Origin of the sequence: Nocardia sp. NPDC057440 (assembly GCF_042802915.1) — a bacterium.
Taxonomy (GTDB): domain Bacteria; phylum Actinomycetota; class Actinomycetes; order Mycobacteriales; family Mycobacteriaceae; genus Nocardia.
Genome location: NZ_JBHVDF010000008.1, coordinates 248712 through 274313, shown reverse-complemented (window position 1 = coordinate 274313; position 25602 = coordinate 248712). Strand labels below are relative to the sequence as shown.

The 25602-nt window shown below is 66.1% G+C and carries 28 protein-coding genes; 8 read left to right on the top strand and 20 right to left on the bottom strand.

Annotated elements, in window-relative coordinates:
• Positions 1 to 2 precede the first annotated feature (2 nt).
• The 6 genes from ACFU4Z_RS19230 to ACFU4Z_RS19205 all read right to left on the bottom strand — a co-directional run bounded on the left by ACFU4Z_RS19230 (position 3) and on the right by ACFU4Z_RS19205 (position 4202).
• Positions 3 to 1193: a sensor histidine kinase gene (locus tag ACFU4Z_RS19230; RefSeq protein ID WP_379064730.1), complete on the bottom strand. Its 1191-nt coding sequence runs from the start codon at positions 1191 to 1193 to the stop codon at positions 3 to 5.
• Complete coding sequence (locus ACFU4Z_RS19225) at positions 1180 to 1890, bottom strand: response regulator transcription factor (RefSeq protein WP_379064728.1); 711 nt, start codon at positions 1888 to 1890, stop codon at positions 1180 to 1182. The genes ACFU4Z_RS19230 and ACFU4Z_RS19225 overlap by 14 nt, the downstream gene beginning before the upstream one ends.
• 246 nt (positions 1891 to 2136) lie before the next feature.
• Positions 2137 to 2535 (bottom strand): hypothetical protein, encoded by a 399-nt coding sequence (locus tag ACFU4Z_RS19220; RefSeq protein ID WP_379064726.1) that lies wholly within the window; start codon positions 2533 to 2535, stop codon positions 2137 to 2139.
• 136 nt (positions 2536 to 2671) lie between these two features.
• Positions 2672 to 3454: an RNA polymerase sigma factor SigF gene (locus ACFU4Z_RS19215; protein ID WP_379064724.1), complete on the bottom strand. Its 783-nt coding sequence runs from the start codon at positions 3452 to 3454 to the stop codon at positions 2672 to 2674.
• Between the two features lies 1 nt (position 3455).
• Positions 3456 to 3848, bottom strand: a complete 393-nt coding sequence (locus ACFU4Z_RS19210; protein WP_379064722.1) for an ATP-binding protein — start codon at positions 3846 to 3848, stop codon at positions 3456 to 3458.
• A gap of 45 nt (positions 3849 to 3893) precedes the next feature.
• Positions 3894 to 4202, bottom strand: coding sequence for a DUF6328 family protein (locus tag ACFU4Z_RS19205; RefSeq protein WP_379064720.1), 309 nt, complete (start codon positions 4200 to 4202; stop codon positions 3894 to 3896).
• A gap of 115 nt (positions 4203 to 4317) precedes the next feature.
• On the opposite strand from ACFU4Z_RS19205, the gene ACFU4Z_RS19200 reads away from it, so the two are divergent.
• A complete protein-coding gene (locus ACFU4Z_RS19200) occupies positions 4318 to 4647 on the top strand; it encodes a hypothetical protein (protein WP_379064718.1) in 330 nt (109 codons plus the stop codon).
• Between the two features lie 27 nt (positions 4648 to 4674).
• Positions 4675 to 5010 (top strand): hypothetical protein, encoded by a 336-nt coding sequence (locus ACFU4Z_RS19195; RefSeq protein WP_379064716.1) that lies wholly within the window; start codon positions 4675 to 4677, stop codon positions 5008 to 5010.
• Between the two features lie 93 nt (positions 5011 to 5103).
• Here the strand turns inward: ACFU4Z_RS19195 and ACFU4Z_RS19190 are convergent, their stop codons facing one another.
• The 4 genes from ACFU4Z_RS19190 to ACFU4Z_RS19175 form a co-directional block, all read right to left on the bottom strand.
• Positions 5104 to 5349, bottom strand: coding sequence for a CsbD family protein (locus ACFU4Z_RS19190; RefSeq protein ID WP_379064714.1), 246 nt, complete (start codon positions 5347 to 5349; stop codon positions 5104 to 5106).
• Between the two features lie 388 nt (positions 5350 to 5737).
• Positions 5738 to 6166 carry an anti-sigma factor gene (locus ACFU4Z_RS19185; protein WP_379064712.1) on the bottom strand — a complete coding sequence of 143 codons (429 nt, stop codon included), beginning with the start codon at positions 6164 to 6166 and terminating at the stop codon, positions 5738 to 5740.
• Between the two features lie 214 nt (positions 6167 to 6380).
• Positions 6381 to 7079, bottom strand: a complete 699-nt coding sequence (locus ACFU4Z_RS19180) for a PAS and ANTAR domain-containing protein (RefSeq protein ID WP_379064710.1) — start codon at positions 7077 to 7079, stop codon at positions 6381 to 6383.
• A gap of 317 nt (positions 7080 to 7396) precedes the next feature.
• Entirely contained in the window at positions 7397 to 7555 is a 159-nt protein-coding gene (locus tag ACFU4Z_RS19175) for a hypothetical protein (protein WP_379064708.1), read from the bottom strand.
• Here ACFU4Z_RS19175 and ACFU4Z_RS19170 point away from each other — a divergent pair.
• Positions 7554 to 7790 carry a hypothetical protein gene (locus ACFU4Z_RS19170; RefSeq protein ID WP_379064706.1) on the top strand — a complete coding sequence of 79 codons (237 nt, stop codon included), beginning with the start codon at positions 7554 to 7556 and terminating at the stop codon, positions 7788 to 7790. The genes ACFU4Z_RS19175 and ACFU4Z_RS19170 overlap by 2 nt on opposite strands.
• A gap of 124 nt (positions 7791 to 7914) precedes the next feature.
• Complete coding sequence (locus ACFU4Z_RS19165; protein WP_379064704.1) at positions 7915 to 8052, top strand: hypothetical protein; 138 nt, start codon at positions 7915 to 7917, stop codon at positions 8050 to 8052.
• A 61-nt stretch (positions 8053 to 8113) separates the two neighbouring features.
• Here ACFU4Z_RS19165 and ACFU4Z_RS19160 read toward each other — a convergent pair whose 3' ends face one another.
• Entirely contained in the window at positions 8114 to 8341 is a 228-nt protein-coding gene (locus ACFU4Z_RS19160) for a CsbD family protein (protein WP_379064702.1), read from the bottom strand.
• 115 nt (positions 8342 to 8456) lie between these two features.
• On the opposite strand from ACFU4Z_RS19160, the gene ACFU4Z_RS19155 reads away from it, so the two are divergent.
• Positions 8457 to 10013 carry an FAD-dependent oxidoreductase gene (locus tag ACFU4Z_RS19155; RefSeq protein ID WP_379064700.1) on the top strand — a complete coding sequence of 519 codons (1557 nt, stop codon included), beginning with the start codon at positions 8457 to 8459 and terminating at the stop codon, positions 10011 to 10013.
• A gap of 16 nt (positions 10014 to 10029) precedes the next feature.
• Here ACFU4Z_RS19155 and ACFU4Z_RS19150 read toward each other — a convergent pair whose 3' ends face one another.
• Positions 10030 to 11583 (bottom strand): amino acid permease, encoded by a 1554-nt coding sequence (locus tag ACFU4Z_RS19150; protein WP_379064698.1) that lies wholly within the window; start codon positions 11581 to 11583, stop codon positions 10030 to 10032.
• Between the two features lie 573 nt (positions 11584 to 12156).
• Between ACFU4Z_RS19150 and ACFU4Z_RS19145 the strand changes: the two genes are divergently transcribed.
• Entirely contained in the window at positions 12157 to 13329 is a 1173-nt protein-coding gene (locus ACFU4Z_RS19145; protein ID WP_379064696.1) for a phosphotransferase, read from the top strand.
• Between the two features lie 164 nt (positions 13330 to 13493).
• Entirely contained in the window at positions 13494 to 14753 is a 1260-nt protein-coding gene (locus ACFU4Z_RS19140) for a cytochrome P450 (RefSeq protein WP_379064694.1), read from the top strand.
• Between the two features lie 6 nt (positions 14754 to 14759).
• Here ACFU4Z_RS19140 and ACFU4Z_RS19135 read toward each other — a convergent pair whose 3' ends face one another.
• The 7 genes from ACFU4Z_RS19135 to ACFU4Z_RS19105 are packed head-to-tail and all read right to left on the bottom strand — an operon-like array spanning position 14760 to position 23615.
• Positions 14760 to 15428, bottom strand: a complete 669-nt coding sequence (locus tag ACFU4Z_RS19135) for an FHA domain-containing protein (protein ID WP_379064692.1) — start codon at positions 15426 to 15428, stop codon at positions 14760 to 14762.
• A complete protein-coding gene (locus tag ACFU4Z_RS19130; RefSeq protein WP_379064690.1) occupies positions 15428 to 16714 on the bottom strand; it encodes a VWA domain-containing protein in 1287 nt (428 codons plus the stop codon). The genes ACFU4Z_RS19135 and ACFU4Z_RS19130 overlap by 1 nt, the downstream gene beginning before the upstream one ends.
• Positions 16714 to 17847: a PP2C family protein-serine/threonine phosphatase gene (locus tag ACFU4Z_RS19125; protein WP_379064688.1), complete on the bottom strand. Its 1134-nt coding sequence runs from the start codon at positions 17845 to 17847 to the stop codon at positions 16714 to 16716. The genes ACFU4Z_RS19130 and ACFU4Z_RS19125 overlap by 1 nt, the downstream gene beginning before the upstream one ends.
• Positions 17844 to 20195 (bottom strand): tetratricopeptide repeat protein, encoded by a 2352-nt coding sequence (locus ACFU4Z_RS19120; RefSeq protein ID WP_379064686.1) that lies wholly within the window; start codon positions 20193 to 20195, stop codon positions 17844 to 17846. The genes ACFU4Z_RS19125 and ACFU4Z_RS19120 overlap by 4 nt, the downstream gene beginning before the upstream one ends.
• Positions 20192 to 21379, bottom strand: coding sequence for a hypothetical protein (locus ACFU4Z_RS19115; RefSeq protein ID WP_379064684.1), 1188 nt, complete (start codon positions 21377 to 21379; stop codon positions 20192 to 20194). The genes ACFU4Z_RS19120 and ACFU4Z_RS19115 overlap by 4 nt, the downstream gene beginning before the upstream one ends.
• Positions 21376 to 22347 carry a glutamate ABC transporter substrate-binding protein gene (locus tag ACFU4Z_RS19110; RefSeq protein ID WP_379064682.1) on the bottom strand — a complete coding sequence of 324 codons (972 nt, stop codon included), beginning with the start codon at positions 22345 to 22347 and terminating at the stop codon, positions 21376 to 21378. The genes ACFU4Z_RS19115 and ACFU4Z_RS19110 overlap by 4 nt, the downstream gene beginning before the upstream one ends.
• Positions 22344 to 23615 carry a hypothetical protein gene (locus ACFU4Z_RS19105; protein WP_379064680.1) on the bottom strand — a complete coding sequence of 424 codons (1272 nt, stop codon included), beginning with the start codon at positions 23613 to 23615 and terminating at the stop codon, positions 22344 to 22346. Before ACFU4Z_RS19105 ends, ACFU4Z_RS19110 begins: the two co-directional genes overlap by 4 nt.
• A gap of 147 nt (positions 23616 to 23762) precedes the next feature.
• Here ACFU4Z_RS19105 and ACFU4Z_RS19100 point away from each other — a divergent pair, with 147 nt between their 5' ends.
• Complete coding sequence (locus ACFU4Z_RS19100; RefSeq protein WP_379064678.1) at positions 23763 to 24173, top strand: nitroreductase family deazaflavin-dependent oxidoreductase; 411 nt, start codon at positions 23763 to 23765, stop codon at positions 24171 to 24173.
• 4 nt (positions 24174 to 24177) lie between these two features.
• Here ACFU4Z_RS19100 and ACFU4Z_RS19095 read toward each other — a convergent pair whose 3' ends face one another.
• On the bottom strand, positions 24178 to 25551 hold the full coding sequence (locus ACFU4Z_RS19095) for an FAD-dependent oxidoreductase (protein ID WP_379064676.1): 1374 nt from the start codon (positions 25549 to 25551) through the stop codon (positions 24178 to 24180).
• Positions 25552 to 25602 lie beyond the last annotated feature (51 nt).

Genomic DNA, 25602 nt, shown 5'->3' with positions numbered 1-25602 from the left:
GGTCACAGAGACTCGCCGGCGAGGCCGGGCAACCGGAGGGTGAACCGGGCGCCGCCGCCCGGCCGGTCCACGCACTCGACCCGACCGCGATGCGCGGACATCGTTTCGGCGACCAATGCCAGACCGATGCCGGTGCCGGTCGCCGAGCTACGACCCGACCGTATGGTCACGAAGCGCTCGAAGATGCGACCACGATCCGCGGCAGGCACACCGGGTCCCGCGTCGTCGACGGTGATCACCGCGTCGCCGTCATCGCGGCGCACGGTCACCGCCACAACGCCGCCGCCGTGCCGGTCGGCATTCGCCAGCAGATTCACCAGGGCTCGTTCCAGCTCGAGTTTGCGGCCGCGCACGGTCACGTCCTCGACCACGGTCAGCAGCTCCGGTGCGTGCCTGCTGCCGGCCAGCGTATGGGTCAGCAGCTCGCGCACCGACAACGGATCGACGTCGCCGCGGTGCATGCCGGCCTCGGCGCGGGCCAACGCCAGCAGATCGTCGAGCAGCCTGCGCAGGTGATCGACCTCGTCGGTGACCAGCCCCAGCGCCCGGCGCGGACGCTCGGGGAACTCGACGCTGTGCCGATTGAGCACGTCGACGCCGGCCATCAGGGTGGTCAGCGGGGTGCGCAGTTCGTGGCTGACATCGCCGACCAGGCGGTGTTCACGCTCGATCCGCCGCTGCAGCGAGTCGACCATGGTGTTGAACGACCCGACAGTCGTGGCCAAATCCGGGTCACGGGTCTCGGGCAGCCGGGTGGTGAGGTCACCGGCCGCAATCCGGGCGGCGGTCCTGGAGACCTGCTGCAGGGGCGTGAGTACCCGCTTGCTGGCCCACCAGCCGACCGCGGCGCCGATCAGGGTGGCGACCAGCGCGCAGCCGATCAGAACGTTGCGCAGCAGCTCGAGATCGGGCTGCAGATCGCCGGCCGCGTATCCCTGCGTCTGCGGCCGCTGCGCCTCCAGGTAGCTGCGGCTGATGGCGAAGACCGAAATCACCAGTACCAGGGACATCAGCGCGGTAATCGCGGCGAACGCCGCCACTACCCGGGTGCGCAGGCTCCAGCGCTCCGGATCGAATCCGAATGCGCGCCAGCGTTCCGACGCAGAGTGCCGCCGTTCGCCCACGCTGTGCTGCCGGTCAGCGGCCTGTTCCCAGCGCTCGGGCGCGAACCGCTCCTGATCAGCGCTGCACATCTAGCCGGTAGCCGAGCCCGCGCACCGTCACCACGATGCGCGGGTCGGACGGATCCAGCTCGATCTTGGTGCGCAATCTGCGCATATGCACGTCGACGATCCGCTCGTCGCCGAAAAATCCACGGTCCCATACCCTTTCGAGGAGCAGGGTGCGGCTGAGCACCCGACCTGGAGTGTCGGCCAATTCACACAACAGCCGGAACTCGGTCAGCGTCAACCCGATCTCTTCGTCGCCACGGCGCACCGCACCGCCGTCGGGTGCCAGGACCAAGGGCGCTTCCGGGTGCGCGTCGAGCACCACTTCCTGCGGGGTGTCCCGCTCCGCGGACAGCCGCGCGCGCCGTCGCAGCGCCCGCATCCTGGCGGTGATCTCCTTGATCTCGAACGGTTTGGCGACGAAATCGTCCGCACCGGCCTCCAGCGCCGCCACCACGTCGTGAGTATCGTCACGCGCGCTGACCACGATGATCGGCACGTCGTGTTCACGCCGGATCTCCCGGATACAGTCGAAGCCATCCATGCCGCCGAGCATCAGATCAACGATCATCACGTCGGGGACGCCATTGCTGCGCAGATGAATGAGCGCGTCCTCGGCTTCCTGCGCCTCTGCGACGTCGTAGCCCTCGTCTTCCATGGCCAACCGCAGTGCACCACGCACACGATTGTCATCTTCCACGATCATCAGGTTCGCGCTCAAGACCCTCATCCTTTGCAGACACGCGTGGAGCGTGCCGCGACGCGGAGAATCGCATCCCCATACCGACGCGACAGTTTCCGCACTTCGAGCAACTTGCCGAACACACACTTACCCGGACCGACCGTTCGGTAAACGTCGCGGTTCGCGGTCAATGATGTGTACAGCGGCTTCCAGCCTGCTCATGAATACGGCGGCGGCGCAAGCTGGGCGTGATGTCCGACACGATCGAGCGTCGAGTCGGACGGGTCATCCGACCACGCGATCCACGCCCTCCAGCCGGTTGAAATTGCTGACCGATCCATCCGCCCACCGTTCCTGATACAGGAAGCTCAAACCTCGCGCGTCGAAGTCGGCGAACCATTCGTCCCAATCCACCGGCTGCAGGACGGCACCGCCGTAGCCGGGGAAATCCAGGCGCAGCACACCGAGGTGCCCGTTGTAGGCACTGCCCGGCATCGTCGCAGGACGCGCGCCACGCCGCTCGGCCCACCGTCGAATGACCTCGTGATCGGTAGTGACCAGCGTGCGACCCGACCGTGCGGGCCGGTCGGTGTGAGGCGAGATTTCTCGTGCTTGTTTCAGCGACCGTGCACTGTCCGGAGCGACGTGCACGTTCCGGGTACTCGGTCGTCGCTGATAGTTCATGACGACCTCCTGCGCCGTAGGCATCGAAATCCGGCTACTGTCTGCGTACCCCTGGGTCGTGTCCAGCAAACCGATGCCGCGGCACCGCGAAATACGTTCGTGAGCAAGATGACTCAGCGCCACTCCGAGAATGCGCTCAATCCCGCAATGCCTGTTCGCGCAGCCCCTTCAGCGTGCGCGACAGAATGCGTGACACGTGCATCTGGGAGACGCCGAGATACTCGGCGATCTGGGTCTGGGTCTTCGACTCGAAGAAACGCATGATCAGCACCCGTCGCTCCCGCTCGGGCAGCTCCGCGATCAGCGGCTTCACCGCCATGAAATCCTCCACCAGGTGGTAGGAGGACTCCTCGGCGCCGAGGCTTTCCAGTAGCGGCAGCGGCGCGTTCTCGTCGTCACCGGCCAGCGCATCGATCGAGGAGGACTGATAGGCGTTGCCCGCTATCAACGCCTGGGTGACCTCCACCAGGTCCACCTCGAGTGCCGCGGCGATCTCCCTTGCCTTCGGAATCCGGCCGAGCCGCTGCGCCAGAGCCTCGACCGCGGGTCCGATGGTCAGCTGGATCTCCTTGACCCGCCGCGGAACTCGCACCGCCCAGGTGTTGTCGCGGAAATGCCTGCGCACCTCGCCCATGATCGTCGGCACCGCGAAGGACAAGAACGACGAACCACGATCGACGTCGAAACGATCGGTCGCGTGCACCAGCCCGAGCCGCGCCACCTGCAGCAGATCGTCGAAAGCCTCGCCGCGCCCGGCGAACCTACGGGCAATGTGCTCCGCCAAGGGCAGGCAACGCTCGATCAGCTCTTCTCGCAACGTTTCTCTACGCGGATCTTCGGAAGCCAGCGCGGCGACCTTCTCGAAGAGCGGCTCGACATTGTCATAGCTATCGCCTGGCGATCTCGATTCACCGGGCATCCTAGGCACCTCGCACCCAGCTGAAGTCGACCGCGGTCGGATACCCCGAGACCACGCTGTCGAACGGGGACTGCACCGCCGCGATGGAATCGGTCAGGGTCCGGACAATGTGCCAACCGAAGCCCGCGTGTGCCACCACCGTTTCCGCCGCCGCGACCGAGGCGACGTGTACGAACATCTGCGTCTGGTCATAGCTGAACTCACAGTCGATGGTCGAGCCCGGCACCGCGTCCAAGATCAGCGAGGTGGCCACCTCGTCGAGCGCGAGCCGGATGTCGGTCACTTCGTCGAGCGCGAAATCCGCGATCATCGCCACAGTTTCGGCGAGTGCGCGCAGCATTGTCAGCTGTTCCAATTGCGCGGGCACCTGGATCCCGATCGTTGTGGTCTCCACCGAATCGCGCTCCTTCCGGGATCGTTCGAACAGGTACCCGAGGGTTCAGGGTCGAAACCCGTATCCATTACTCGCTTTTCGCCATCGCCACGGTGCTACGACCCAGGCCGCGGCGAACAGGACCGCGACAACCGCACCCGCAATCGCACCCTCGACGACGTCGGCCACCAAGACCACCGCACCGGTGGCGAACCCGGCTTGGGACGACAGAATCAGCAGCGCCCCGATGAGGAACTGCACGCCGGTTGGAACCACGCGCAATTCCTGGACCAGAGAGTCCCAATTCCGGTCCAGTTGCTCGGCCTCGGTTTCCTCGCGTGGATTCCGATCCGAGGCGTGATCTTGTGCGGCCACGAACAGCGTCCTTCCTCTACCGGTCGCTTACCCGAGTTCCCAGCGCATACACGCCCCGTTCCGGGGTATTCGGACGAATGCCCCTGTTCGACGGTTCTACCTGAAAGGAAACATTATGCACGGCGAACCGAGCGATTCGCGCCGAAACAACGACATCGACCGGCCCGAACACGATTTTCCGGACGACTCCCGCACCACAAGAACACACGCCGGTGAATCTATAGAAGATACCCGCGACTGGCCGGGAATCATTCTCTTCGGCGTCGGTATCGCTTTGCTTGCACTCACCCTGACCGCCGCGGGATACGGATTTGCCGGCTGGGCGGCTATCGGCGGTATTGCGTGCGCCCTGTGCCTGGGGGTAGGTGCGGTGTTGGTGATCGCCGAGCACCAGCGGGTCAACAACCAGGAACGGCTCGGCCTCAGCCGACCACGCGGCCATTGATATCCATTTTCGTCAGGAGAATCCAAGATGAGAACCACCGTAGGACCGAGCAGGGCGGCGATCGCCGCATTCGCGGTCGCCGCCGCGACCGCCGTGTTCACCAGCGGCTGCGACGAGGCGAAGAAGGCAGTCAACGCGGGCGGTGACACACCGTGCAACGAGTTCGTCGCGCAGGACAAAGACAAGCAGCGCGTCACCGTGACCAAGTTCCTCGAGCAGGAACGCAGCGACAAGTCCGCCCCGACGAACGACCAGGCGATCGACGCGGCGATTGCATCTATCGAATTGATGTGCACCGCCCAGGCCAATCCGGATACACCGATCAGGAAAGCCGACCTGACGGGAATCTTTGTACCCAAATAGACTGCTCCAGCCGAATCGAAAGGGTTGCCCGACGGAAGCCGGGCAACCCTTTCTGCATTCAGCTATGGATTTTTCGATGAAGGACCGGATCGACTACTGGCCGCGTTGATACGCGCGCTGACGCTGTTCATCCAAAGCGGCTTCGGCACGTTCCTTTTCGGCGGCGGCTTCCTTCTGCGCGGCTGCGCGCTGAGATTCCGCCTTGTCCTGCTGAGCCTTTCCTTCGTCCCGCAGGTCGTCGTTTCCGAAGACGGCTCCTACGGCCTCCTTGACCTTTCCCTTGACACCTTCGACAGTGCCTTCGACAGCTTCGCGGGGACCACTGTTGTGTTCGGACACGATATCTACCTCCGAAATGTCGGTTATCAGGTGGACACTCACCGCATACCCGCCATCGATGGGCTCAATCGGAAGTCTCGATTTTCGAAAGTAGCGCTGGTCACAACAACTCTCGGCGGTTTGCGCATGAAGGCAACGGGTATCGCCTCGACGGAACGGTCATGAGACGAGGCAGAGGAGCACACCATGGGGTCCGCAACGGTACCTCCCATTCCCGATCCCGATCCGATACCGGATCCGGGGTCACCGCCGCCGATACCGCAGCCGGGGGAACCGGTTCCGCCCGCACCCGACCCGGTGCCGCCGCCCGTTCCGGAACCACCGCCGGCGCCGGGTCCGCGACCGACCGAACCGCCGCCGACCATTCACTGACCGGCAGCCACCGTTGTCATCGGTTGCGCGAGCTCCGCACCCAGGTGAAGTCCACAGCGGTCGGATACCCGGATACCGTCGCGTCGTAGTGCTCCTGTGTCGCGGCAAGAGAGTCGGTCAGCGTGCGCACGATGTGCCAGCCGAAGCTGTCTTCGCCGACCGCTGGTCGCGCGGCCCCCACCGAAGCGACGTGGACACACATCTGGTTGTCGTCGTAGCGGAATGCGCAGTCGAGAGTGCTGCCCGGCACGGCGTCCAGGATCAGCGAGCTAGCCACCTCGTCGAGCGCGAGGCGGATGTCGGTGACCTCGTCGAGCGCGAAATCCGCGATCAGCGCGACGGTTTCGGCGAGGGCACGCAACATGATCAGCTGCCCGAGCTCGGCGGGCACCTGGATACCGACAGCCCTCGTTCCCAACGCTGCTTCCGAGATCGGTTCCGCCATGCCAACCACCACCTTTCTTGCCGTCACCGAGCGGCTCTCTTCGTTCGACACCAAACGACAGCCCGGGCCCTGTCGGCCGATCTTTGTGTATCGGGCGATCACGGGTGCGACGAATAGCCAGCGGCACGCGCATGGACCGGCTACCCGGTCCATGCCGCTCGAAACCCCTGGTCTTGTCCGAAGCCTGATCGGCGTCGTGGTGGGATGACGTCCCTCAGCGCCCGCCGGCCGATCCGCTCGGCGGGATCCGGGTGTGCACGGTCAGCAGCAGATGATCGAACTCCGTGCGAAGTCCTGTTGTGGAATGCACCATCGACCGCAGATCGGCGACCAGCTGGGTGGCCAGGGCACGCAGTTTGGTGTTGGTCTCCTGGGAACGCCAGCTCAGCACCCGGAACGCCTGCTCGGCGCTGATGCCGTAGACCAGAATCAACGCCCCCTTCGCCTGTTCGATCACCGCTCGCGCCGCATACAGCTCGGGCAGGGTGTCGTCGAGGGTCTCCCTGCGGTGTTCCTCGATGGTGTGCGTGACGTCGATGTAGTACCCCGACGTGCCGATCACCTCGTCCTCGTCGTCGACCATGCGGTCGGCGACGACGATCACGTGGTGCACATCGCCCTCGGTGTCGACGATGCGGTGGCTGCTGCAGAACGGCTCAGCGGTCTCGATGGATTTGGCCAGCGCGCTGGCCACCTGTGCTCGGTCGTCGGGATGCTTATGGGACAACAGCAGCTCGGTGGTCGGTTCTATCTCTCCACAGCCGTAGCCGTGCATCCGTGCGACCTCATCGGACCATTCCCACTTCTGGTCGGCGAAGAGGAAGTGGAAATAGCCGACATTCTGCGGCGTGCCTGCACCGATCACGCGATCGAGCGCATGCGCGCCTTCGGGGGACAAACCGCTTTCCGTCACACAGCAAGTATGTTCCGCACACCTCGCCGCTGCGACTGAATGGGCTCCTCCGAGTGTCGCTCGGCTCGGCGCGTCACGCATCCGATACCGAGCACATCGTCCCTACCACCGGGCTACGCCCGCCCGCACGGCGTCGACCCGATCGCCCCCACCGCAGCCACCGCAGCCACCGCAGCCACCGATTGAGCGGTACTTCTCCGGGTAATCGGGATGCGACGCCACCATATCGGCATCATCCGATATCGAGGAGGAGAAGTGAATCGGTTCAGTATTGCAGTGCGGATCGCGTTGTCCGCCGGATTACTCACCGCCGGTGCTCAGCTCGCGGCATGTTCGAGTGACGGCGAACCCGATCTGGCACCTGCGACACCGACGACGAACAGCATCTCGATATCGATTCCTGCGCCCTCGAGTTCTTCGGGCGCGCCCGATACCGACGAGATCACCCCCGCGGCGGCCACCAAGCTCTGCGACATGATTCGACCCGAGGTCGGCACCTGGCGCGAGGAAGGCACCGTGCTCGGCAAGATTTCCTTCAATGGCACCGTGCACAATTGGGCAGCCCGCAGCGGCGGCCTCAACGACGTCGTCATCGCCGACCGCAAGATCATCGACACGATCACCCTCGAACATTGCCCCGATGTCCGCCAGCAGGTGCTCGATGCCCTGGATATTCCGGACCTCGCGTCCGGGCTTGCGGGCTTCAACTGATCCGGCTACCGGTACATCCCGATCTTGCGCGCGACGGACTCCTGGTACAAAACAGGGAGATGAAGGCATGACAACCCGACATCAGCAGAATGTCGTGAATCTCTTACATGTACAGCACCAGCGAATGACAGAGCTCATCGAGGAAATCCTGTTGTCGGCCGGCATCGAGAACAGTTCGGCCTTGCGAGAGCTCGTACGACTGATCGCCGTGCACGAGGCCACCGAGGAAGAATTGGTGCAACACAGCATCACCGCATGCTGAGCACCTACACGAACGAGGTTGCCCGGTGGTGAGACCGGGCAACCTCGCGGCCTGTCGGGCTCTACTGCTGTCGCGTCCTTTCGCGCAGCTCCGCCAGATCTGCCTCGGCCCTTGCCTTTTCGGCCTCAGCTTCCTTCGTTGCCGCGCCGCGCAGCGATGCCGCCTTTCGGCCTTCGGCCCGCAGATCGTCATTGCCGAGAACGGCTCCTGCCGCTTCCTTGGCAGTGCCCTTCACGCCCTCGACGGTACCTTCGAAACCTTCGTGTGGTCCGCTCTTGTTTGTGGGCACGGTATTTCACCTCCAATAATTGGTTGATCAATAGTGGCCGCATACCCGGCGTCGGCCGGTCCAATCGACACGCATTCAAACGTTTCACCACAGCGATAACGGCTATGCCGGGAATATGACGCCACTCTGGTTGAACGACGCCACGGTGCCGGCGCGGCTGCGGCTGACGCCGGGACTTCGCTTCGACACCGTCGTGATCGGCGGCGGCTTGACCGGTCTGGTGACTGCGTTGCTGCTGGCCGAGAGCGGCGTCGAGGTGGCGGTGGTCGAGGGTAGACGTCTCGGGGCGGGCACGACCGGCGCAACCACCGGAAAGATCAGCCTGCTCCAAGGAACTCGCGCGCAGCGCATCGCCGCGCGGCATTCCGATCGAACGGTGGCCGAGTACGTCGAAGCCAATCGCGCCGGTCAGCAGTGGCTGCTGCGTTACTGCGAGGAACACGCGCTGCCCGTCCAGCGGTTGCCTGCCCTCACCTATGCCCAGACCGAGGACGAAATACCCGCGGTGCGTGCCGAACTCCGGGCCACGCGGGCGGCAGGCCTCGATACCTATCCCGTCGACGATCTGGACGTGCCGTTTCCCTTCCACGGTGCGGTCGGGCTCGCCGACCAGGCGCAGCTCGACCCGATGGCACTGCTCGCGATGCTGGCCGCCGATGTCGAGGCACATGCCGCGCCGATCTTCGAATCCACCATCGCCCACGGCGTTCACCACCGCGACAACGACGATCTCGTCATCGACACCGAACACGGCGAACTCGCCGCGCGCACCATCATCGTGGCCACCGGTACACCCATGCTCGATCGCGGCGGCTTCTTCGCTCGGCTCACCGCACAGCGCTCCTATCTCACCGCGTTCCGCGTCGCCGAGCCCATCCGGCGCGAAATGTTTATCAGTGCGGGCCAACCCACACGCTCGCTGCGCTACGTGCCCGGCCGTGACGGCGATCTGCTGCTCGTCGGCGGCAACGACCACGTGGTGGGGCGCACCGGCTCCACCAGCCGCCGCGTGGATGATCTGGCCGAATGGACCAGAACCTGGTTCCCCAGCGCCGAACCCCTGCAGTCCTGGTCTGCCCAGGACTACCACCCGATCGACGAACTCCCCTACGCCGGCCCATTGCTGCCCGGCCGGGAACGCATCCTGGTCGCGACCGGCTACGCGAAATGGGGATTGACCAACGGCATCGCCGCCGCGCTCGCCCTCGCCGGCCGCATCAACGGCAAACCACCGCGGTGGTCCGGCGCCCTCGCTACCTGGCGTCCCGCCGAAGTCAAAGCGATCCCTTCGGCCGCGCAAACCAACAGCGCTGTCGCACTGCGCCTTTCGACCGGTTGGCTACGCATGGCCCGATCCGGCTATGGCCCGATCCCCACCGAAGGCTGCGGCCGCGTCGAACGCCACGGCCTCCAACCCACGGCAGTCAGCACCGTCGACGGCAAAACCACCGAAGTCTCCGCCATCTGCCCCCACCTCTACGGCATCGTCCGCTGGAATGATGCCGAAAAGTCCTGGGACTGCCCCCTCCACGGCTCCCGGTTCGCCGCCGACGGCACGCTCCTCGACGGCCCCGCCACCGCCTCCCTCCCCCTGCTCTCCGGCCCTGCCGTCGTACCGGTCACCGACCCGCCTCGGGGTGGGCCGTCGACGGTGTTTCCCGAGAAGATCTAGCCAGTGGCGGTGCCTTTCACAAGATGTCCCGGTCAGAGATAGCTGTCGAGGGCCGAATTGCGTTCCGGTGCTGGCCATCCTCGTAGCCGACCGACCCCATCTCGGCGACCGCAGGAAGCAGCGCGATGAATCCCATTCGGAGCCTCGCGACGCTCGCGACCTTCCTACGGGCCACGAACCAGCCGACGACGAGGGCAGGAACCATGACGACCACGGTGGTGAGCACTGCCCATCGTTGAACCTCGTCATCGTTGGTCGCCATCAGGGCCACAACTCCGGCAAGGAACAGCAGGGTGGCAATACCGGTGTATGGGGACCCAGGAAGCCGGAACGCAGGACGCACGGCCCGGCCGGTGCGCGACCAGCGCCACAGCTGCAGCTGGCTGAGCACGATCACCGACCAGCATGTGATGGTGCCCAAAGCCGATACGTTCAGCACGATCTCGAATGCCTTCTCCGGCACGACGGCGTTGAGCGCGACTCCGAACAGCGCGATCGCACCAGCCGCCAGAATCCCGACGAAGGGCACGCCCCTGGTCGACATCCGGAACATGATGGCGGGCGCGCTGCCATTCGTCGACATCGACCGCAGGATCCTGCCGGTCGAGTAGAAGCCGGCGGTGAGGCTGGAGAATGCCGCTGTCAGCACCACGACATTCATCAGCGCCGCGGCGCCGCCGAGGCCGAGGTTCGAGAAGAAGGTCACAAAGGGGCTCTCACCGGCCTTGAAACTGGTGTACGGCAACAGTAGGGCAAGCAGGATCAACGATCCTACGTAGAACACCGATATGCGGGCGATGATCGAGTTGATCGCGCGCGGCATGATCTTGGCCGTGTCCTTGGCCTCCCCCGCCGCCGTCCCGACCAGTTCCACCCCGGCATAGGCGAAAACTACACCGGTGGTGACCATTACGAGCGGAAGGATGCCGGTAGGAAACAATCCACCGCTGTGCTCGACCACGCTGACACCGGTTTCCCGGCCCTGAATCCGGAACCGGCCGACCAGAAAGACCGTTCCCGCCAGCAGGAATGCCACCAGCGCAACAACTTTCACCAGCGCGACCCAGAACTCCAGCTCGCCGAACCATCGCACCGAGACCATGTTGATGCTCAGCACCAGCGCCAACGCGATGAGGGCGATCACCCATTGCGGAACGCCCTGGAAGGCTCGCCAGTAGTGGAAGTAGGTGGCAATAGCAGTGATGTCGACAATTCCGGTCATACACCAGTGGAAGAAGTACATCCAGCCGATGCCGAATGCGTACTTCTCACCGAAGAACTCACGCGCATACGACACGAACGACCCCGATGAAGGGCGGTGCATCACCAGTTCACCGAGGGCACGCAGAATGAAGAAAGTGAATATTCCGCACACTGCGTACACGATGAACAAACCAGGGCCTGCATTCGCAAGACGGCTTCCCGCACCGAGGAAGAGACCGGTGCCGATAACGCCGCCGATGGCGATCATCTGCACTTGGCGTGGTCGGAGGCTCTTGTGGTAGCCAACATCTTCGGTCCGCAACGGACCTTTCGCCTGCGAGTCTTCACCGGGACGAACTGTGATCATGGTGGGAAGCCCTTCACCCCGAACATTCGGATCGATCCCGAATGTACCGCTAGTCAACGGACCATTCAACGGGTTCTACAATTTGCCGCAAAATCCCCCTTCAAATCCAGCTTCCTTGTAGAGATGCCCATAGTTTGCTTCCCAAAGACCCGGCTCGACGAATCTCGCCGCCGCACATCGGGCCGTTAGATGCGGAATGATCGGGACTCCGCCCGGGGAGACGCCGGTCGTCCGGCCCATATGTCGGCGAGCTCGAGCAGCAACTCCGACCGTGGCCGCCTCGGCAGTTCGAGCCCGAGACGGCCGAGACGATCCGCTGACATCGCGGACAACCGCGCTGGTGGGAGACCATGCGAACCGCCATGCAGGGCCAGTCGCTCCCCGTACCTCGAGCTCGACACGGGCGCATACGAATCACCCGAAAACCGCTGGCAGTCGCAGTCACATCGCAATCAGCGAAATTGTTGTCGTACAACACGATCCGAACGCATCGGGTACTGTCCTACGGCACGTGTTTGTGAACGGGATAGTTGCTCAAGATATTTCACTACACTCCGGAATCGAGGCAAACGATTGAACCACAAGCTCTGGTTGCTCGGGCGGGTCGCCACAGTCGGTGGTCATGTACTGCTGGAGAAGATCACCCGGCCGAAAGCACGGAGCGTCGATGACGTCCCCATCTCCGGCGACGCGATCACCGTCGGCTGGCTGACGGCTGTCCTGTGTCGCGACGTCGCCGATGCCGAGGTGCTCTCGTTCAGCACATCCAACGGCAGTCACGGCACGTCCACGCGGGTTGCGATTCGCGTCGACTACAACGAGGCGGGCCAGCAGGCCGGATTGCCGACCGAGCTGTTCGCGAAGACCACCACCTCCCTCAGCCAGCGCATACTGCTCGGCGGGGCGAAAATGATCGACGGCGAAACCCACTTCTTCATGGACTTGCGTCCCGATGTCGAAATAGAGGCTCCGATCGGCTATTGGGGCGCCTACGATCCGTCGTCGTGGCGGTCGATCGCGCTCATGGAGGACATCGCCGCGACTCGTGGCGCGGTGTTCATCGAGCCGAATGCCCCGATCGCCCGCGACCAGATCGAAGATCTGGTGCGCAATCTCGCCCGCCTCCACGGCACCTTCTGGAAGCATCCGTCGATCGCGGTCCTCAAGACCCCGAACGACATGCTCGACGCCGTCCGCTCCGCGATCGATATGAAGAAGCGCTGCGAGGTCGGCATGGAGCGGGCCAAAGAGGTTATCCCCGCGACACTTTACGGTCAGAGCGACCGGCTGTGGGCCGGTGTCGAGCGGGCACTCGATATCGCGACCAAAGACATGCCCCCGACCTTGCTGCACGGCGACCCGCACATCGGGCAAACCTACGTGACCAGCGACGGACGCATGGGGTACGCCGACTGGCAGGTAGTGATGCAGGGCGGCTGGGCGCATGACTTCGCGTATACCGTCAATTCGGGATGCGAGCCCGACGACCGGCGCGCTTGGGACCGCGAACTGCTGGAGATCTACCTGGACGAGCTCGGTAGCGCAGGCGGCGAGGTGCCGTCCTTCGACGACGCCTGGCTAGCCTATCGGCAGCAGTCCATGTTCGCCTACGCGGCATGGGCATTCACGATCGGCCGAGCGGCATATCAACCCAAGATGCAGACGGATGAAACCTGTTTGACCCTGTTGAAGCGAATCACCACCGCCCTCGATGATCACGATTCGCTGGGCGCCCTAGGCATCTGACGAACCTCCGCGTGGTTCGGTCACTGCCAAGACCAGTACCCCGATGCTATGCCCCACAACCGGTTCCGGCCGGAATCAGGTAACGCACTCCCCGGAGCTGCGCCTCGGCACGGAATCCGTGCTACCCCACCCGCAGTGCACACGATTCGTATGGAGTTCCATTCTTGAGTACGCCGCCGTCCCAAATACCCGCCCAATCCTGCCCGGTCTACCACGGCTCACCGATGGATTCCGACGACCCGCGAGTGCCGCTGCATACGCCGGAATTCGCCGCCGATCCGCACCACTTCTACCAGGAAATGCGTAGACAGTACGGCTCTTTGGCTCCCGTGACGCTCGCACCCGGCGTGCCCGCCACATTGGTGATCGGCTACAGCACCGCGGTGCGGATCCTCAACGATCCTGAGCACTTCCCCGCCGATCCGCGCACTTGGCAGAAGAACATCCCCACGGACTGCCCTGTCCTGCCGCTGTTGGGGTGGCGGCCGCTCGCGAGTAGAAACACCGGACTCGACTTCGCGCGCTACCGGCAGGCCAGTACCGCAAGCCTCGACGCGATTGATCTGTATGCCCTCCACGACATCGTGGAGAAGATCGCTATTCCGCTGGTCAATACCTTCTGCCAGGACGGTTCTGCCGATCTGATCAGCCAGTACGTGTTCCCGCTGCTCTTCGAGGTCATCAATACATTGCTCGGCTGCCCCCCGGAGATAGGGCAGCGAGTCGCCGCCGGTACGGCCGCGATCGTCGAGGGTGTCGATGCCGAAAACGGCAACAAGATACTTTTCGAGGCGCTGCTGGAGCTGGTGGCACTCAAACGGGCCGAACCAGCGGACGACATCACCACGGTGCTGCTACAGCATCCGTCCGAACTGGATGAAATGGAGGTGGTCAACCACGTCGCACAGGTATACGGCACGGGGATCGAGTTCCTGCTGAACTTGATCGTCAACACCCTGCTGGTGATCCTCAGCGACGATCGGTTCGGTGGCAGTGTCATGGGCGGGAACCTATCCTCCCGCGAAGCCCTGGACGAGGTCTTGTTCAACGACCCGCCACTGGCGAACCTCCTGATCAGCTACCCCCGTCAGCCGATCCTCGTCGACGATGTCTGGCTGCCCGCGCATCAGCCGGTCGTCATCAGCATGGCCGCGTGCAACAACGACCCCGCGATCCGGACCGAGGATCTGGCCGGTAATCGCGCCCATCTGGCATGGGGCGTCGGCCCGCACGCCTGCCCGGCACAATCCTCGGCCTACCTGATTGCCCAGGATGCCATCGATCAGCTTCTCGATGCGCTGCCCGAGATGCGGCTGGACCTCCCGACCGGAGAACCGGTCTGGCGGCCGGGACCTTTCCACCGCGCTTTGACGGCACTGCCGGTGGCATTCCCGCCCTCTGCTCCGTTGAACGTGCACGGCTGATCGTCCTTACGCAGGTTCGGCGGACACCGTGATCGTGGTCCAACCGCCGAGATGGATACGGTCGCCGCTGCGCAACGGGACTGCCATCTCGGGCGTGATCAACTCGTCGCTGCCGTTGAGGCTGGTGCCGTTGGTGGAGCCGAGGTCGGTGATGCTGAGGCCCTCGGCGGCGACATGGATCATGGCGTGCGCACGGGAGATGCCGACGTCGGCGGGCGCGATACCCAGATCGATGTGGGGTTCGAGGCCCTGTGAGACGCTGCGTTTGCCGATCAGGATATCGCCCTCGCGCAGAGTAATTCGGCGCTCCGGGTAGAACGCGGGAAAACCGACCTGATCGGCGTCGGGACCGTCGCGGGCGACCACTCGGTCATAGAAGTCACGATCAGCGGTGATCGTCGCGACCCATGCCACCACCCTCGAGATTCGGGTGGGCGGGGTCGATGGAGCGGATTCGGCGACTATCGGTTCCGGCCGCGCGGGGGCGGCCGGAACCGGAGCGGGCAGCGCCGAATCATGTCCGCACACCTCGCAGAATCGGCCGCTGATCGGCACACCGCAGTACGGGCATGCCGTGGCCGGCGCGGGCATGACTGCCGCGAGCTCGGCCAGCGGCGAGCCACAGACATCGCAGTAGTCGATGGCGACGGAGTGATGGCCTTCCGGACAGACCATCACGCTTCCTTCCGCACCCGTGCCGTCTTGGTCGAGCGCGCGTCCAGCGCCATCTCATCGGCGGCTTCGACTGTGGCGCGCAATCGCACCGTCCCGTTGTGTTCGTCTACCTCGACGACTCCGCGCAACAGCTTGGCCGTCCCCTCGTTGCCGGATTCCGCGGCCAACTGCACCGCCCTGCGCAGCTTGGCCGTCGCGGTGTCCACGTCGCCGTTCTTGCGGGCGGTCAGCCCCTCCTGGACGACCTGTGCGAGCTCGGCCTGGCCCGTGTAATGCGCTACCCGCCTGCTGATTCGGGCCGACAGCTCCGTTTCGGTGGTCCACACCGCGCGGACGAGCCCTTGACCGACCACCTCCGCACCCGCGACGACACTGATCCTGGCCGCCAGCTTCTCCCGGCCGGGCGCGGCGGGTTCCACCCGCACCTGCACGTGATAGTCGCGATCCTCCGCACCCCACGCGCCGAGCGGGTACTCCCCCACCTGCGCACCGGATTCGGCACGACGCGCAGTCAGGTCCTCGATGGTCGGTGCGACCTGTTTGACGAACTGCACCACCGCGCCCGCAGGCGTCCAGACCCGCAGCGTCAGCTCCGGGATCGCCTTGGTCATCGCGGACTGCGTCATGGCGGCGAAGTCGGCGGCCAGGTGGGCTGGGTCGGCGACGATGTCGACGGTCCCGTGCAGCGCCGAGGCGATGGCGCGCAATTCGTCCACCCGCCAGTCGGTTCCGACACCACGGCAGTCGCAGGTGAACATTCCTTCTGACTGCCGGATCTCGGCGGCGAGCGCCTCGGGCTCCTCATGTTCGTTCTTGCCGTCGGTCAGCAGAATCGCATGCACCAGTGCGCCGGGATGCATGGTCGCCAGCTGCCGGGTCAGTCCGAGCCAGGTGCCCATCGCGGTGCCGCCGGTGGGCCGCAGTTTGTCGAGGTGGCGGCGCGCTGCGACCCGGCTCTCCCGGCTGGCGAGCACCGACGGCGTATCGGTGGGGAACACCAGGCGCGCCATCGAGGTGCCCTGCACGATAGCGAATTTGGCCCCGTCGGGCAGCACATCCAACGCCGCGAGCGTAGCTTTGCGCGCTTCGTCGAATTTCCGCGCCGTGCCCATCGACCCGGAACTGTCGATGATGAGGATCTCCACCCGGTCCGGCGGCGGCCCTGCGGCCACGAAATCCGCCCCGGTCTCGACGGTGACGACGGCGTCTACCGTGCCCGCCCCCTCGGCCAGATACTCGTTCTGGTCGATCGCTACCGAAATACCGTTGCCGTCAACAGAACTCACTACACTTCTCCTGGCTTGCCGGGTAGCCCGACGGGCACAAGCGCAACGGTGATGTTGTCGCTGCCGCCGGAGCGCAACGCGAAGTCGACGAGCTCGCGCGCGGCGAGCAGCGGGGTGGCGGGGGTGGTGGCCATGCCCGCCAGCGCCTCGGGATCGGACTGGTAGTTCCACAGCCCGTCGCTGCACAGCAACAGGGTGCCGGGGCCGGTGGTGCGCAAGGTCCGCACGCACGAGTCCGACCACGGTTTCGGATCGCTGTCCGCGCCGAGCCAGCGCAGCAGAGTGTGGGCGCGCGGGTCCTTCATAGCGGCCGCTTCGTCCATGGCGCCGGCGTCGACGAGAGCCTGTGCCCAGGAATCGTCGGAGGACAGTCGCTGGGACGGCGCGGCATCTCGGGCCTGCGGATCGCGCGCACGCAACCAATAGGCGCGGCTGTCACCGACATTCGCGACAGTGATCTCCGCCGCGCCGTCGCCGAGCAAACGCACGATGGCCGAGACATAGGTGCACGAGGGGGCATGCCCGTCGTGCTCACCGATATCGCGCACAGCCGTGGCCGCGGCCGCGAGCCCGGCCATCACCGCATCCTCGGCTGAGCGCGATTCGCCCAATGCGGCGACGGCGGCATCCACACCGGCCCGTGCCGCGGCGCCCGATGCCACCTGCGGATCCTCCGACGTCGACACCCCGTCGCAGACGACGAGCACCGTCGAGGCACGCTGCCACGGGGTTCGGCCCGCTACGACGGCGGCGGCGACCGCATCCTCGTTGCGCGCGTGCGCGATACCGCGGTCGGTCACCACGCACACCGCACCCAGATCCGCCTCGCACCGGTCCGGTTCGGGACGCAGCTGCCCGCAGTCGCGGCAGTAGCCGTCGGCGTCGTAACGGAGCCCGCCGCAGCCGTCGCATGTCGCTGCCGCGTCTGGGTCGGGCTGCGGCAGGGCGACCCGGCGCAGCCCATGGGCGATCAGCGCACCGAGCTCACGACCGCAGGCTTCGCAATAGCGGTCGGCCGCAGTGACACTCGCGGCGCATCCCGGGCACGTGGCCGCTGCGGCGGCCTGCCTGCCTGCGTTCACGACTCCACCCGCGGGCACTGTATCTATGGTTCGCTCCTTACGCTCGCTCACAACGTCGTCCTCGGCCGGATCCGGTTGGCCCGATCCACCAGCTCGAAACGCGTCCACATGTCGTCTGTTTCGCGAGCAAGGTCGCGATAACACCGCTCCAGTCCGATGCGCACACCGTCCTGGTCCAGGCGCGCGCCGAGCAGCGATTCATGCGCCGATGCCACCTTGCCCGCACCCAGCCAGGCCAGCGCGGCGTCGAGCACCCGCATCCGAATCTGCGCCCCACGGCGTTTGGAGTCCAGCCGCAGCAGCTCGACCCGAGCGCCCGCGTCCCGCAGCAGCGATTCGGATAGCTCGGCCGCCGCACGACCGGTCAGCATTGCTTCCACCGCCGCGATCCGAGCCTCGGAGTACAGCGCTGATGCTGCGTCCACCTGGTCGAGCACGGCCACCGCGCCCTCGCGGTCGCCGCGAGCCCGACGCAGGCGGGCAAGGCCGAACACGGCACTGGCAAACGAGCGATCAGTGCGCCACACCGTGTCGTAATAGCGCGATGCCTCCCGGGTCGCCGCCTCGGCACCGGCTAGTTCGGCGACGGCCGCCAATGCCAGTTTCGGTGCGGCCTCACCAGGCAGCGCGGCGTACACGGCATCGAATTCCGCACGGGCTGTGTCGAAATCCTCGGCGAGCAGCCGCGCTTGTCCGCGATACCAGGCCAAACGCCAATCGCCGGGCAGGGTTTCGGCAAGGCCGTCCAGTCGTCGTTCGGCCTCGGCCGAATCTCCCACCTCGAGTGCCGCGCGCACCAGCCGCAGCGGGATCTCCACCGACTCACCGCGCTTGGTGACGACCGACCGCAACCCCGCCTCGAAGGCGCTCGCCAATTCCGCTGGCGTGCTGCCGGTTGTCGTGGCCAGGAGCGCGGCGCCGCTGTCGCCGGGATCGACCAGCGGAATCGGCAGCGCCGCAACGACTGTGCCCGGTGCCGACACGGCGTCCGCGCCGACGCCGAACACCGCGCGCGGCGGCCCGAAATACGCCGACATGCCCGGTCGCGGCACCCCGTCGTTGGTGCTGAGCACCTCGCGCAGCACACCGGTGAGCTGGTCTGCCATCTCCTCCATCGAGGTGAATCTGGCTTCCGGCTCGGCGTCGGTGGCGCGCAACAGGAACCGGTGCAGCGAATCGTATTTCGCCAGTAGCGGTTCGGTGGCCGGTCCTGGCAATTCGCCGAAGTGCCCGCCCCGCTGCGGCACGTTCATCACCAGCACGGCGAGGGTGCGCCCCACTGTGTACACCTCGGTGGCGACCGTCGGTCCGGACTCGGCGATCTCGGGGGCCTGGTATCCGATGGTGCCGTAGATATTGCTGTCCTGATCGTCCATCGCGATCACGGCGCCGAGGTCGATGAGCTTGAGCTGCTCATCGGTCTGCATCACATTGTCGGGCTTGAAATCACAGTAGGCAAGGCCCAGCGAATGCAGGTAGCCCAGTGCGGGCAGCATCTCCAGGATGTAGGCGATCGCCTGGGCAGGCGGCAGGTAGCTGCCTTCGGTGTCCCGGCGGCGGCGCAGGATCTGCTTGAGCGAGGTGCCGCCGACATACTCCATGACGATGTAGCCGACGGCGATGCCATCAGGTCCGGTGTGTTCGACGAAGTTGTGAATCTTGACGATGCTTGGGTGCTCGACCTCGGCGAGGAACCGCTTCTCGGCCATAGCCGCCGCCATCGCGTCGACGTCGCCGGAATTCAGCAAGCCTTTCAGGACTACCCAGCGGTCGCTGACATTGCGGTCGGTCGCCAGATAGATCCAGCCGAGCCCACCGTGTGCGAGACAGCCCGCCACCTCGTATTGCCCGCCGACCAGATCGCCCTCGGACAGTGTGGGAGTGAAGGAGAACCGCGTACCGCAGTGCGGGCAGAAGCCCTCGGTGCGGCCGGGCACTCCGTCGCGGCCGCGGCCGACGGCTCGTTCGCACTTGCCGCAGAACCGCTTCGACTCGGCGACCTCGGGGACCGTCATGATCGCGGTGGCCGGATCGATGCGTGGCACCCGCGGTACCTCGACCATGCCCGCACCGAGTCGTCCACGCGCACTGGCCTTCGACGACGTGGACCGGCCGGTGCGCACCGAGCGTCCCGACGATCGGTTGGTGCCGGTCGAGACGGAACGCGCCGAGGTCGTGCGCACAGCCGGCGCGGTGCCGCATTCGTCGCAGTAGCCGTCGACAATCGTGCCGGAGCAGTCGGACTCCACGCACGCATCGCCCTCGATGGATACCGGATTCGGCACGGACACTACGCTTTCCGACGCCGAGCCGGAAGTCGCCTCGGCGGGCGCTGTCCCGCACACCGCGCAGTATCCGTCTTCGATGACCCCGCCGCACCCCGGCTCCTGACAGATCATGGTCGCCTCCCCGATTTCTCACCGATGAGCTGCTGGTAATCGGCGACCGCCCGGGTGACCGCCGCCAAGTCGCACGGCTTGCGGGACAACAGTCCCGCGGCGATCTGTGAGGCGGACAACAGATCTCGATCCTCGCCGACTCCGAGCCGAGCCGCCTTGGCTTGGTAGGCGGCCAGCCGCCCGCGCAGTTCGGCGCGCCGGTCGAGCAGGCCTTGCGCCAGTTGTTCGGCGGTGCCCGCGGCGGCGATGGCCTCGGCAATCCGGCGGCGCAGCGCCAGCAGCGCCGCAGCCGCACCGGGATTCGCCGACAATGCCTCCAGTTGCGCACCGAGGGTCGCGGTGTTGTCGACGGGCGCAGGCAGCGGTCCCGACAGAATCGTGCGCTCGACTTCGGCCCTGGCGTGGGCGGCGCGCTCCCGGGCCTCGCGCAGTGTGTCCCACCGGCTACGCGTCTGCGTGATGGCCGTCGGCCAATTCGCCGCCATCGCGGCGAGCTCGGCGAGGACGGTGGCGTGGTTGCGGAGCATGTCGCTCAATTCGGCAATGCGCGCGTCGATCTCGGGCGTGGTCAGCGCGAGCGGGTCGGTGGCCGAGCGACTCAGCAGGGCGGCGATGCCGTGTTCGATCACACCCAGCTCGGCGATCGCCGCTCCCCCCGCCTTGTCCAACTCCTCTCGCAGCGGCGCGAGGCCCGACGTGATCCGGGTGTTCACCGCATCGACCGCGTCGAAGAATTCGGCGATCTCCGGGAAGGTGGCCCGCATGCGGTCTACGGTATCGGCGAGCCCGACGAACAGCACCTGTTCGCTGGGACCGGTCAGCGAACGTTGCGCCATCGGTATCGGCGTGCGTGACGCCTCGTAGGGTCGCCCACGCAGCAGCCTGGTCACCTCGAGACGTTCGCTGTCGTCGAGCCGGGCTCGGCTGCCGCGCACGGTCCGCGCCGAATCCAGCATCGAGCGCAGCCTGCCGTAGTCCTCCCACATCAAGGCGAGCGCATCGCCCACCGCCTGCCACCGCTGCTCGGTGTGCCCGGTCGGCGGGAAGCGGCGCAGCAGCGTGTGTCCGGGATGCTTGTCCAGTTCCAGCAGGGTGGCGGTGATGACATCGAGTTCGGCTGCGCGGGCGGCCAATTCGCGATCGATCTCGGCTACGCTGAGCGGCTGCATGGTCGCCGCACTCACTCGGTGTACCGGGGCGTGGGCGGGCCGGAGGACGGGCCGAGGGCGCTGAGCCTGGCGTTGTAGAGGCGCTGCCACGTGCCATCGTTACGGAGCCGCTCGAGGACACCGTTGACGAAGCGGACCAGGTCGGGGTTGCCCTGGGCGATACCGACCGCGTACGCGCCGGTACCGATTTCCGCCCCGACGACCTCCAGATTGCGATCCTGCGCGACCAGTCCGAACAGGATCGGATCGTCGCCGCTGATGGCGTCCACATTGCCCTGTTGCAGTGCGGCAAGGCAATCGGTCCAGTTGCCTGCGCCCATGATGGTCGGTCGCTTGGGCAGGCCGAACAGCGGACCGGGCGCGGTGGTGCCGCGAGTGACGCACACGACCTTGTCCGCGAGGTCGGCGGCGGTCCTGATCCCGGAGTTCTTGGGCGCGAGAATCCGTTGCCCCGCACGGTAGTAGACCCCGGAGAAGTCGACATCCCTGCGGCGTTCGCAGGTGGCCGAGAAGGTGCGCACGATGAGGTCCACCTGTTTGTCGCGCAATGCCGGGATGCGGTCCGCGGCGGCGACCGAACGCAGCTCGATCTTGTCCGGGTCACCGAACAGGTCGCGGGCGATCTCCCGGGCGATATCGATGTCGAAGCCTTCCAGCTGGCCGCTGGCCGGGTTGCGGAAGCCGAACAGATAGGTGTTCTGGTCCACGCCCACCCGCAGGCGGCCGGTCGCCACGATGGCGGCCATGGGCGATCCCGGCGGCATCGCACCGGGTCTCGGCAGCGATCCGGGACGCAGGCTCACCTCGGGGTTGCAGGTGTCGTCGGCCTCCGATCCCGGCGCCGTGGTGATCTCGGTCAGGTCCGGCCGCGGGTTCACCGCCGCCACCCTGGTCGGGTCGGGAACCTTCGTGCCGGAACCGCACGCGGTCACCAGTGCACTGATGGCGACCAGCATCGCGGTCAGCAGCAGCCTCGTGTTCACAGGAACTCCTTCAGCCGCGACCACAACCCGACGGCGACGGCGACCGCCGCGAACACCATCAGCAGCAGGGTGCCCGACGGGCTGAACGCCAGTGACCCGCCCGCGGAATCGACACCGTCGCGCAATTCCCTGCGCACGTCGGCGAGTTCGTTGCGCAGTGCGGCATCGAGATCGGCGAATCGTGTGGCCGAGCTCTCGGGCGCGGAACCGATGGCCTGTGCGACTGCCGCCGGATAGTTGGCTGCCTCGTAGGCGTCCTTCTGGCGAGCGTGCCCGGCTTGCCAGCTCGCCAGCGCACCGGCCGCGGCCGAATCCGAACCGACCGTGTTCTCCAGGCGCGCACCGAGCGCGGCGGTGTGTTCGATGAAATCCGCTTCACCGGCGGTGATATCGCCACGGGTGATCAGCTGTAGCGTCTCGTCGGTGCGGGCCTGCTGGGCGAGAATCCTGGCCTGCGCCAGCGTCTCGAATCGGGTGCTTGCCCCGGACCTACCGGTGTCCACCCCGCCCGCCGCGACCAGGACCGCGGCCATCGACCACAGCAGGACGACGGCCGTTGCCCCCGCCGCGACGGCGAGGCCGAGGTTCATGCGCCGATTGGTCCGCTGCAGCAGCACGTATGAGCCGACGCCGCAGACGGCCGACACGGCCAGCAGCAGCGCGATGCTCGTCAGCGGCAGCGCCCCGATGTCGTTCTGATCGTCTCGCACCGCGGCGAAACGGTTCTTGCTGAGTTGTTCGGCATTGGGCAGCAGCGAGTTCTGCATCAGCATCGATGCCTCGCGCAGATACGCCGAGCCGACCGGGAAGCCTTGCCGGTTGTTGGCGCGAGCGGTCTCGACCAGCCCCGTGTAGGCGGGCAGGTCGGCGGTGATGCGCGCGACGATCGATCGGGTCTGCGCGTCGGAGGCGCCGGTGGTCGCTTCCGCCAGCGCGCCCGCCGCATCAGCGAGCGCCTGCTGATATCGCCCGCGCACCTCCGGCGATTCGATACCGCCGGACAGGAAGGCCGCCGCCGCGGAGGCGTCGGCGGCCGAAAGCGCGACGTACAGACTCTGCGCCGCATAGGCCAGTGGTTCGGTCCGCTCCAGCACGACATCGCGGCGAACCATCTTGTCGCTCAGCTGATTCGCGGACACGAAACCCGACAACACGCACAGCACAACGGTGACGACCAGTACCGCGCCGATCACGCCGGGAGTCGTCGTGGCGAAGCGCCGCGACCACCGTGCCCCGTTGCGGATGGCCGCCGGTAGGCGAACTTCCACACCGCCCCCCTTCATCCACTGGCGGGTGTCCTCGATCGCGATAGTACGGTAGCGGGTTGCACTTCGCTGCCCGTCACGTCGAGGGCTGGAATTACCGAAGCCGCTGCGGTGTTGGCCCGGGAAAAGCAGCCGAACGGACGGGAACACATGAACGACTTCAATGCCCAGATCATCGAGGAATTTCGCGCGAACGACGGCAACGTCGGCGGCATGTTCGAGGGGGCGCACATGGTGCTGATCACGACCACCGGCGCCAAATCGGGACGCCAGATCCTCAACCCGCTGGTCTATCTGCCCGACGGTGAGCGGGTCGTGATCATCGCCTCCAACGGCGGCGCGGACAAGCACCCGGCCTGGTACCACAATCTGCGCGCGAATCCCGAGCTCACCGTGGAAATCGGTACCGAGAAGTACCCGGCAAAGGCGGAGATCGTGACGGGCGCCGAACGCGACGAGCTGTACGCGCGGATGGTGGAGATCCTGCCCGGTTTCGCCGAGTACCAAGCCAACACCGAGCGGGTGATCCCGGTGGTCGCGGTGTATCGCCGAACGGCCTGACGCGCTACCCCCGTTGCTGGACGGCCGCGACCGCCTTGCGCGCGGCCACCAGCACGGGGTCCCAGACCGGCGAGAACGGCGGCGCGTAGCCGAGATCCAGCGCCGTCATCTGCTCGACGGTCATCTGCGCGGTGAGTGCGACCGCCGCGATATCGACGCGCTTGCCCGCCCCCTCACGGCCGACGATCTGCACGCCGAGTAGGCGGCCGGTGCGCCGCTCGGCGATCATTTTCACCGTCATCGTCGCCGCGCCCGGGTAGTAGCCGGAGCGACTGGTCGATTCGATCGTCACGGTGACGAACTGCAGCCCTGCCGCGCGAGCGTCTTTCTCGCGCAAGCCGGTTCGCGCGACCTCCACATCGCACACCTTGCTGACCGCGGTACCGACGACACCGGGAAAAGTCCCGTACCCGCCCCCGATGCCGGACCCGATGATCTGGCCGTGCTTGTTGGCGTGTGTGCCGAGTGCGATATGGCGTTCCCGACCGGACACCAGGTCGAACACCTCCACGCAATCACCGCCCGCCCAGATGTTCTCGTGGCCGCGCACCCGCATCGCGAGATCGGTGAGCAGGCCGCCGTGCTTGCCGAGCGGCAGCCCCGCGGCCTTGGCCAACGCGGTCTCCGGACGCACACCGATGCCGAGCACAACCACGTCGGCCGGGTACTCGCACTCCGAGGTGACCACCGCGCTCGCCCTACCGTCCGCGCCGGTGCGGATCTCGGTCACCTCGGCGCTGCTCACGATCTCGACGCCCATGTCGCACATCGCGATTCGGACCAGCGCGCCCATGTCCGGGTCGAGGGTGGACATCGGCTCGTCGCCGCGATTGACCATCGTGACCGCGAAGTCGCGCTTGATCAACGCCTCCGCCATCTCCACCCCGATATAGCCCGCGCCGATCACCACGGCCCGCTTACCATCGGTCCGCTCGAGGGTTTCGATCAGTGCCTGGCCGTCGTCGAGGGTCTGCACACCGTGCACCCCGGGTGCGTCGATGCCGGGCAGCGGCGGGCGGATCGGGCGGGCGCCGGTGGCGATCACCAGTTTGTCGTAGCCGGCCCATGATTCAGCGCCGGACTCGAGATCGCGGGCGCGCACCCGGCCGCCCGCGACGTCGATCTCCACGACCTCGGTCCGCATCCGCAGATCGATATCGCGGGATCGATGCTCCTCGGCGGTGCGCGCGATCAGCTCGTCGCGCTCGGCCACATCCCCGGCCACCCAGTACGGGATCCCGCAGGCGGAGAAGGAGGCGAAGTTGCCCCGCTCGAAGACGACTATCTCCAGCTCGTCGGGACCTCTGAGCCTGCGCGCCTGTGACGCCGCCGACATCCCTGCCGCGTCGCCGCCGATGACAACCAGTCGCTCACTCATACCGATCACGCTACGTCGCAGCGGGTAGGCAAGATCACCTGGTCAGTGCGT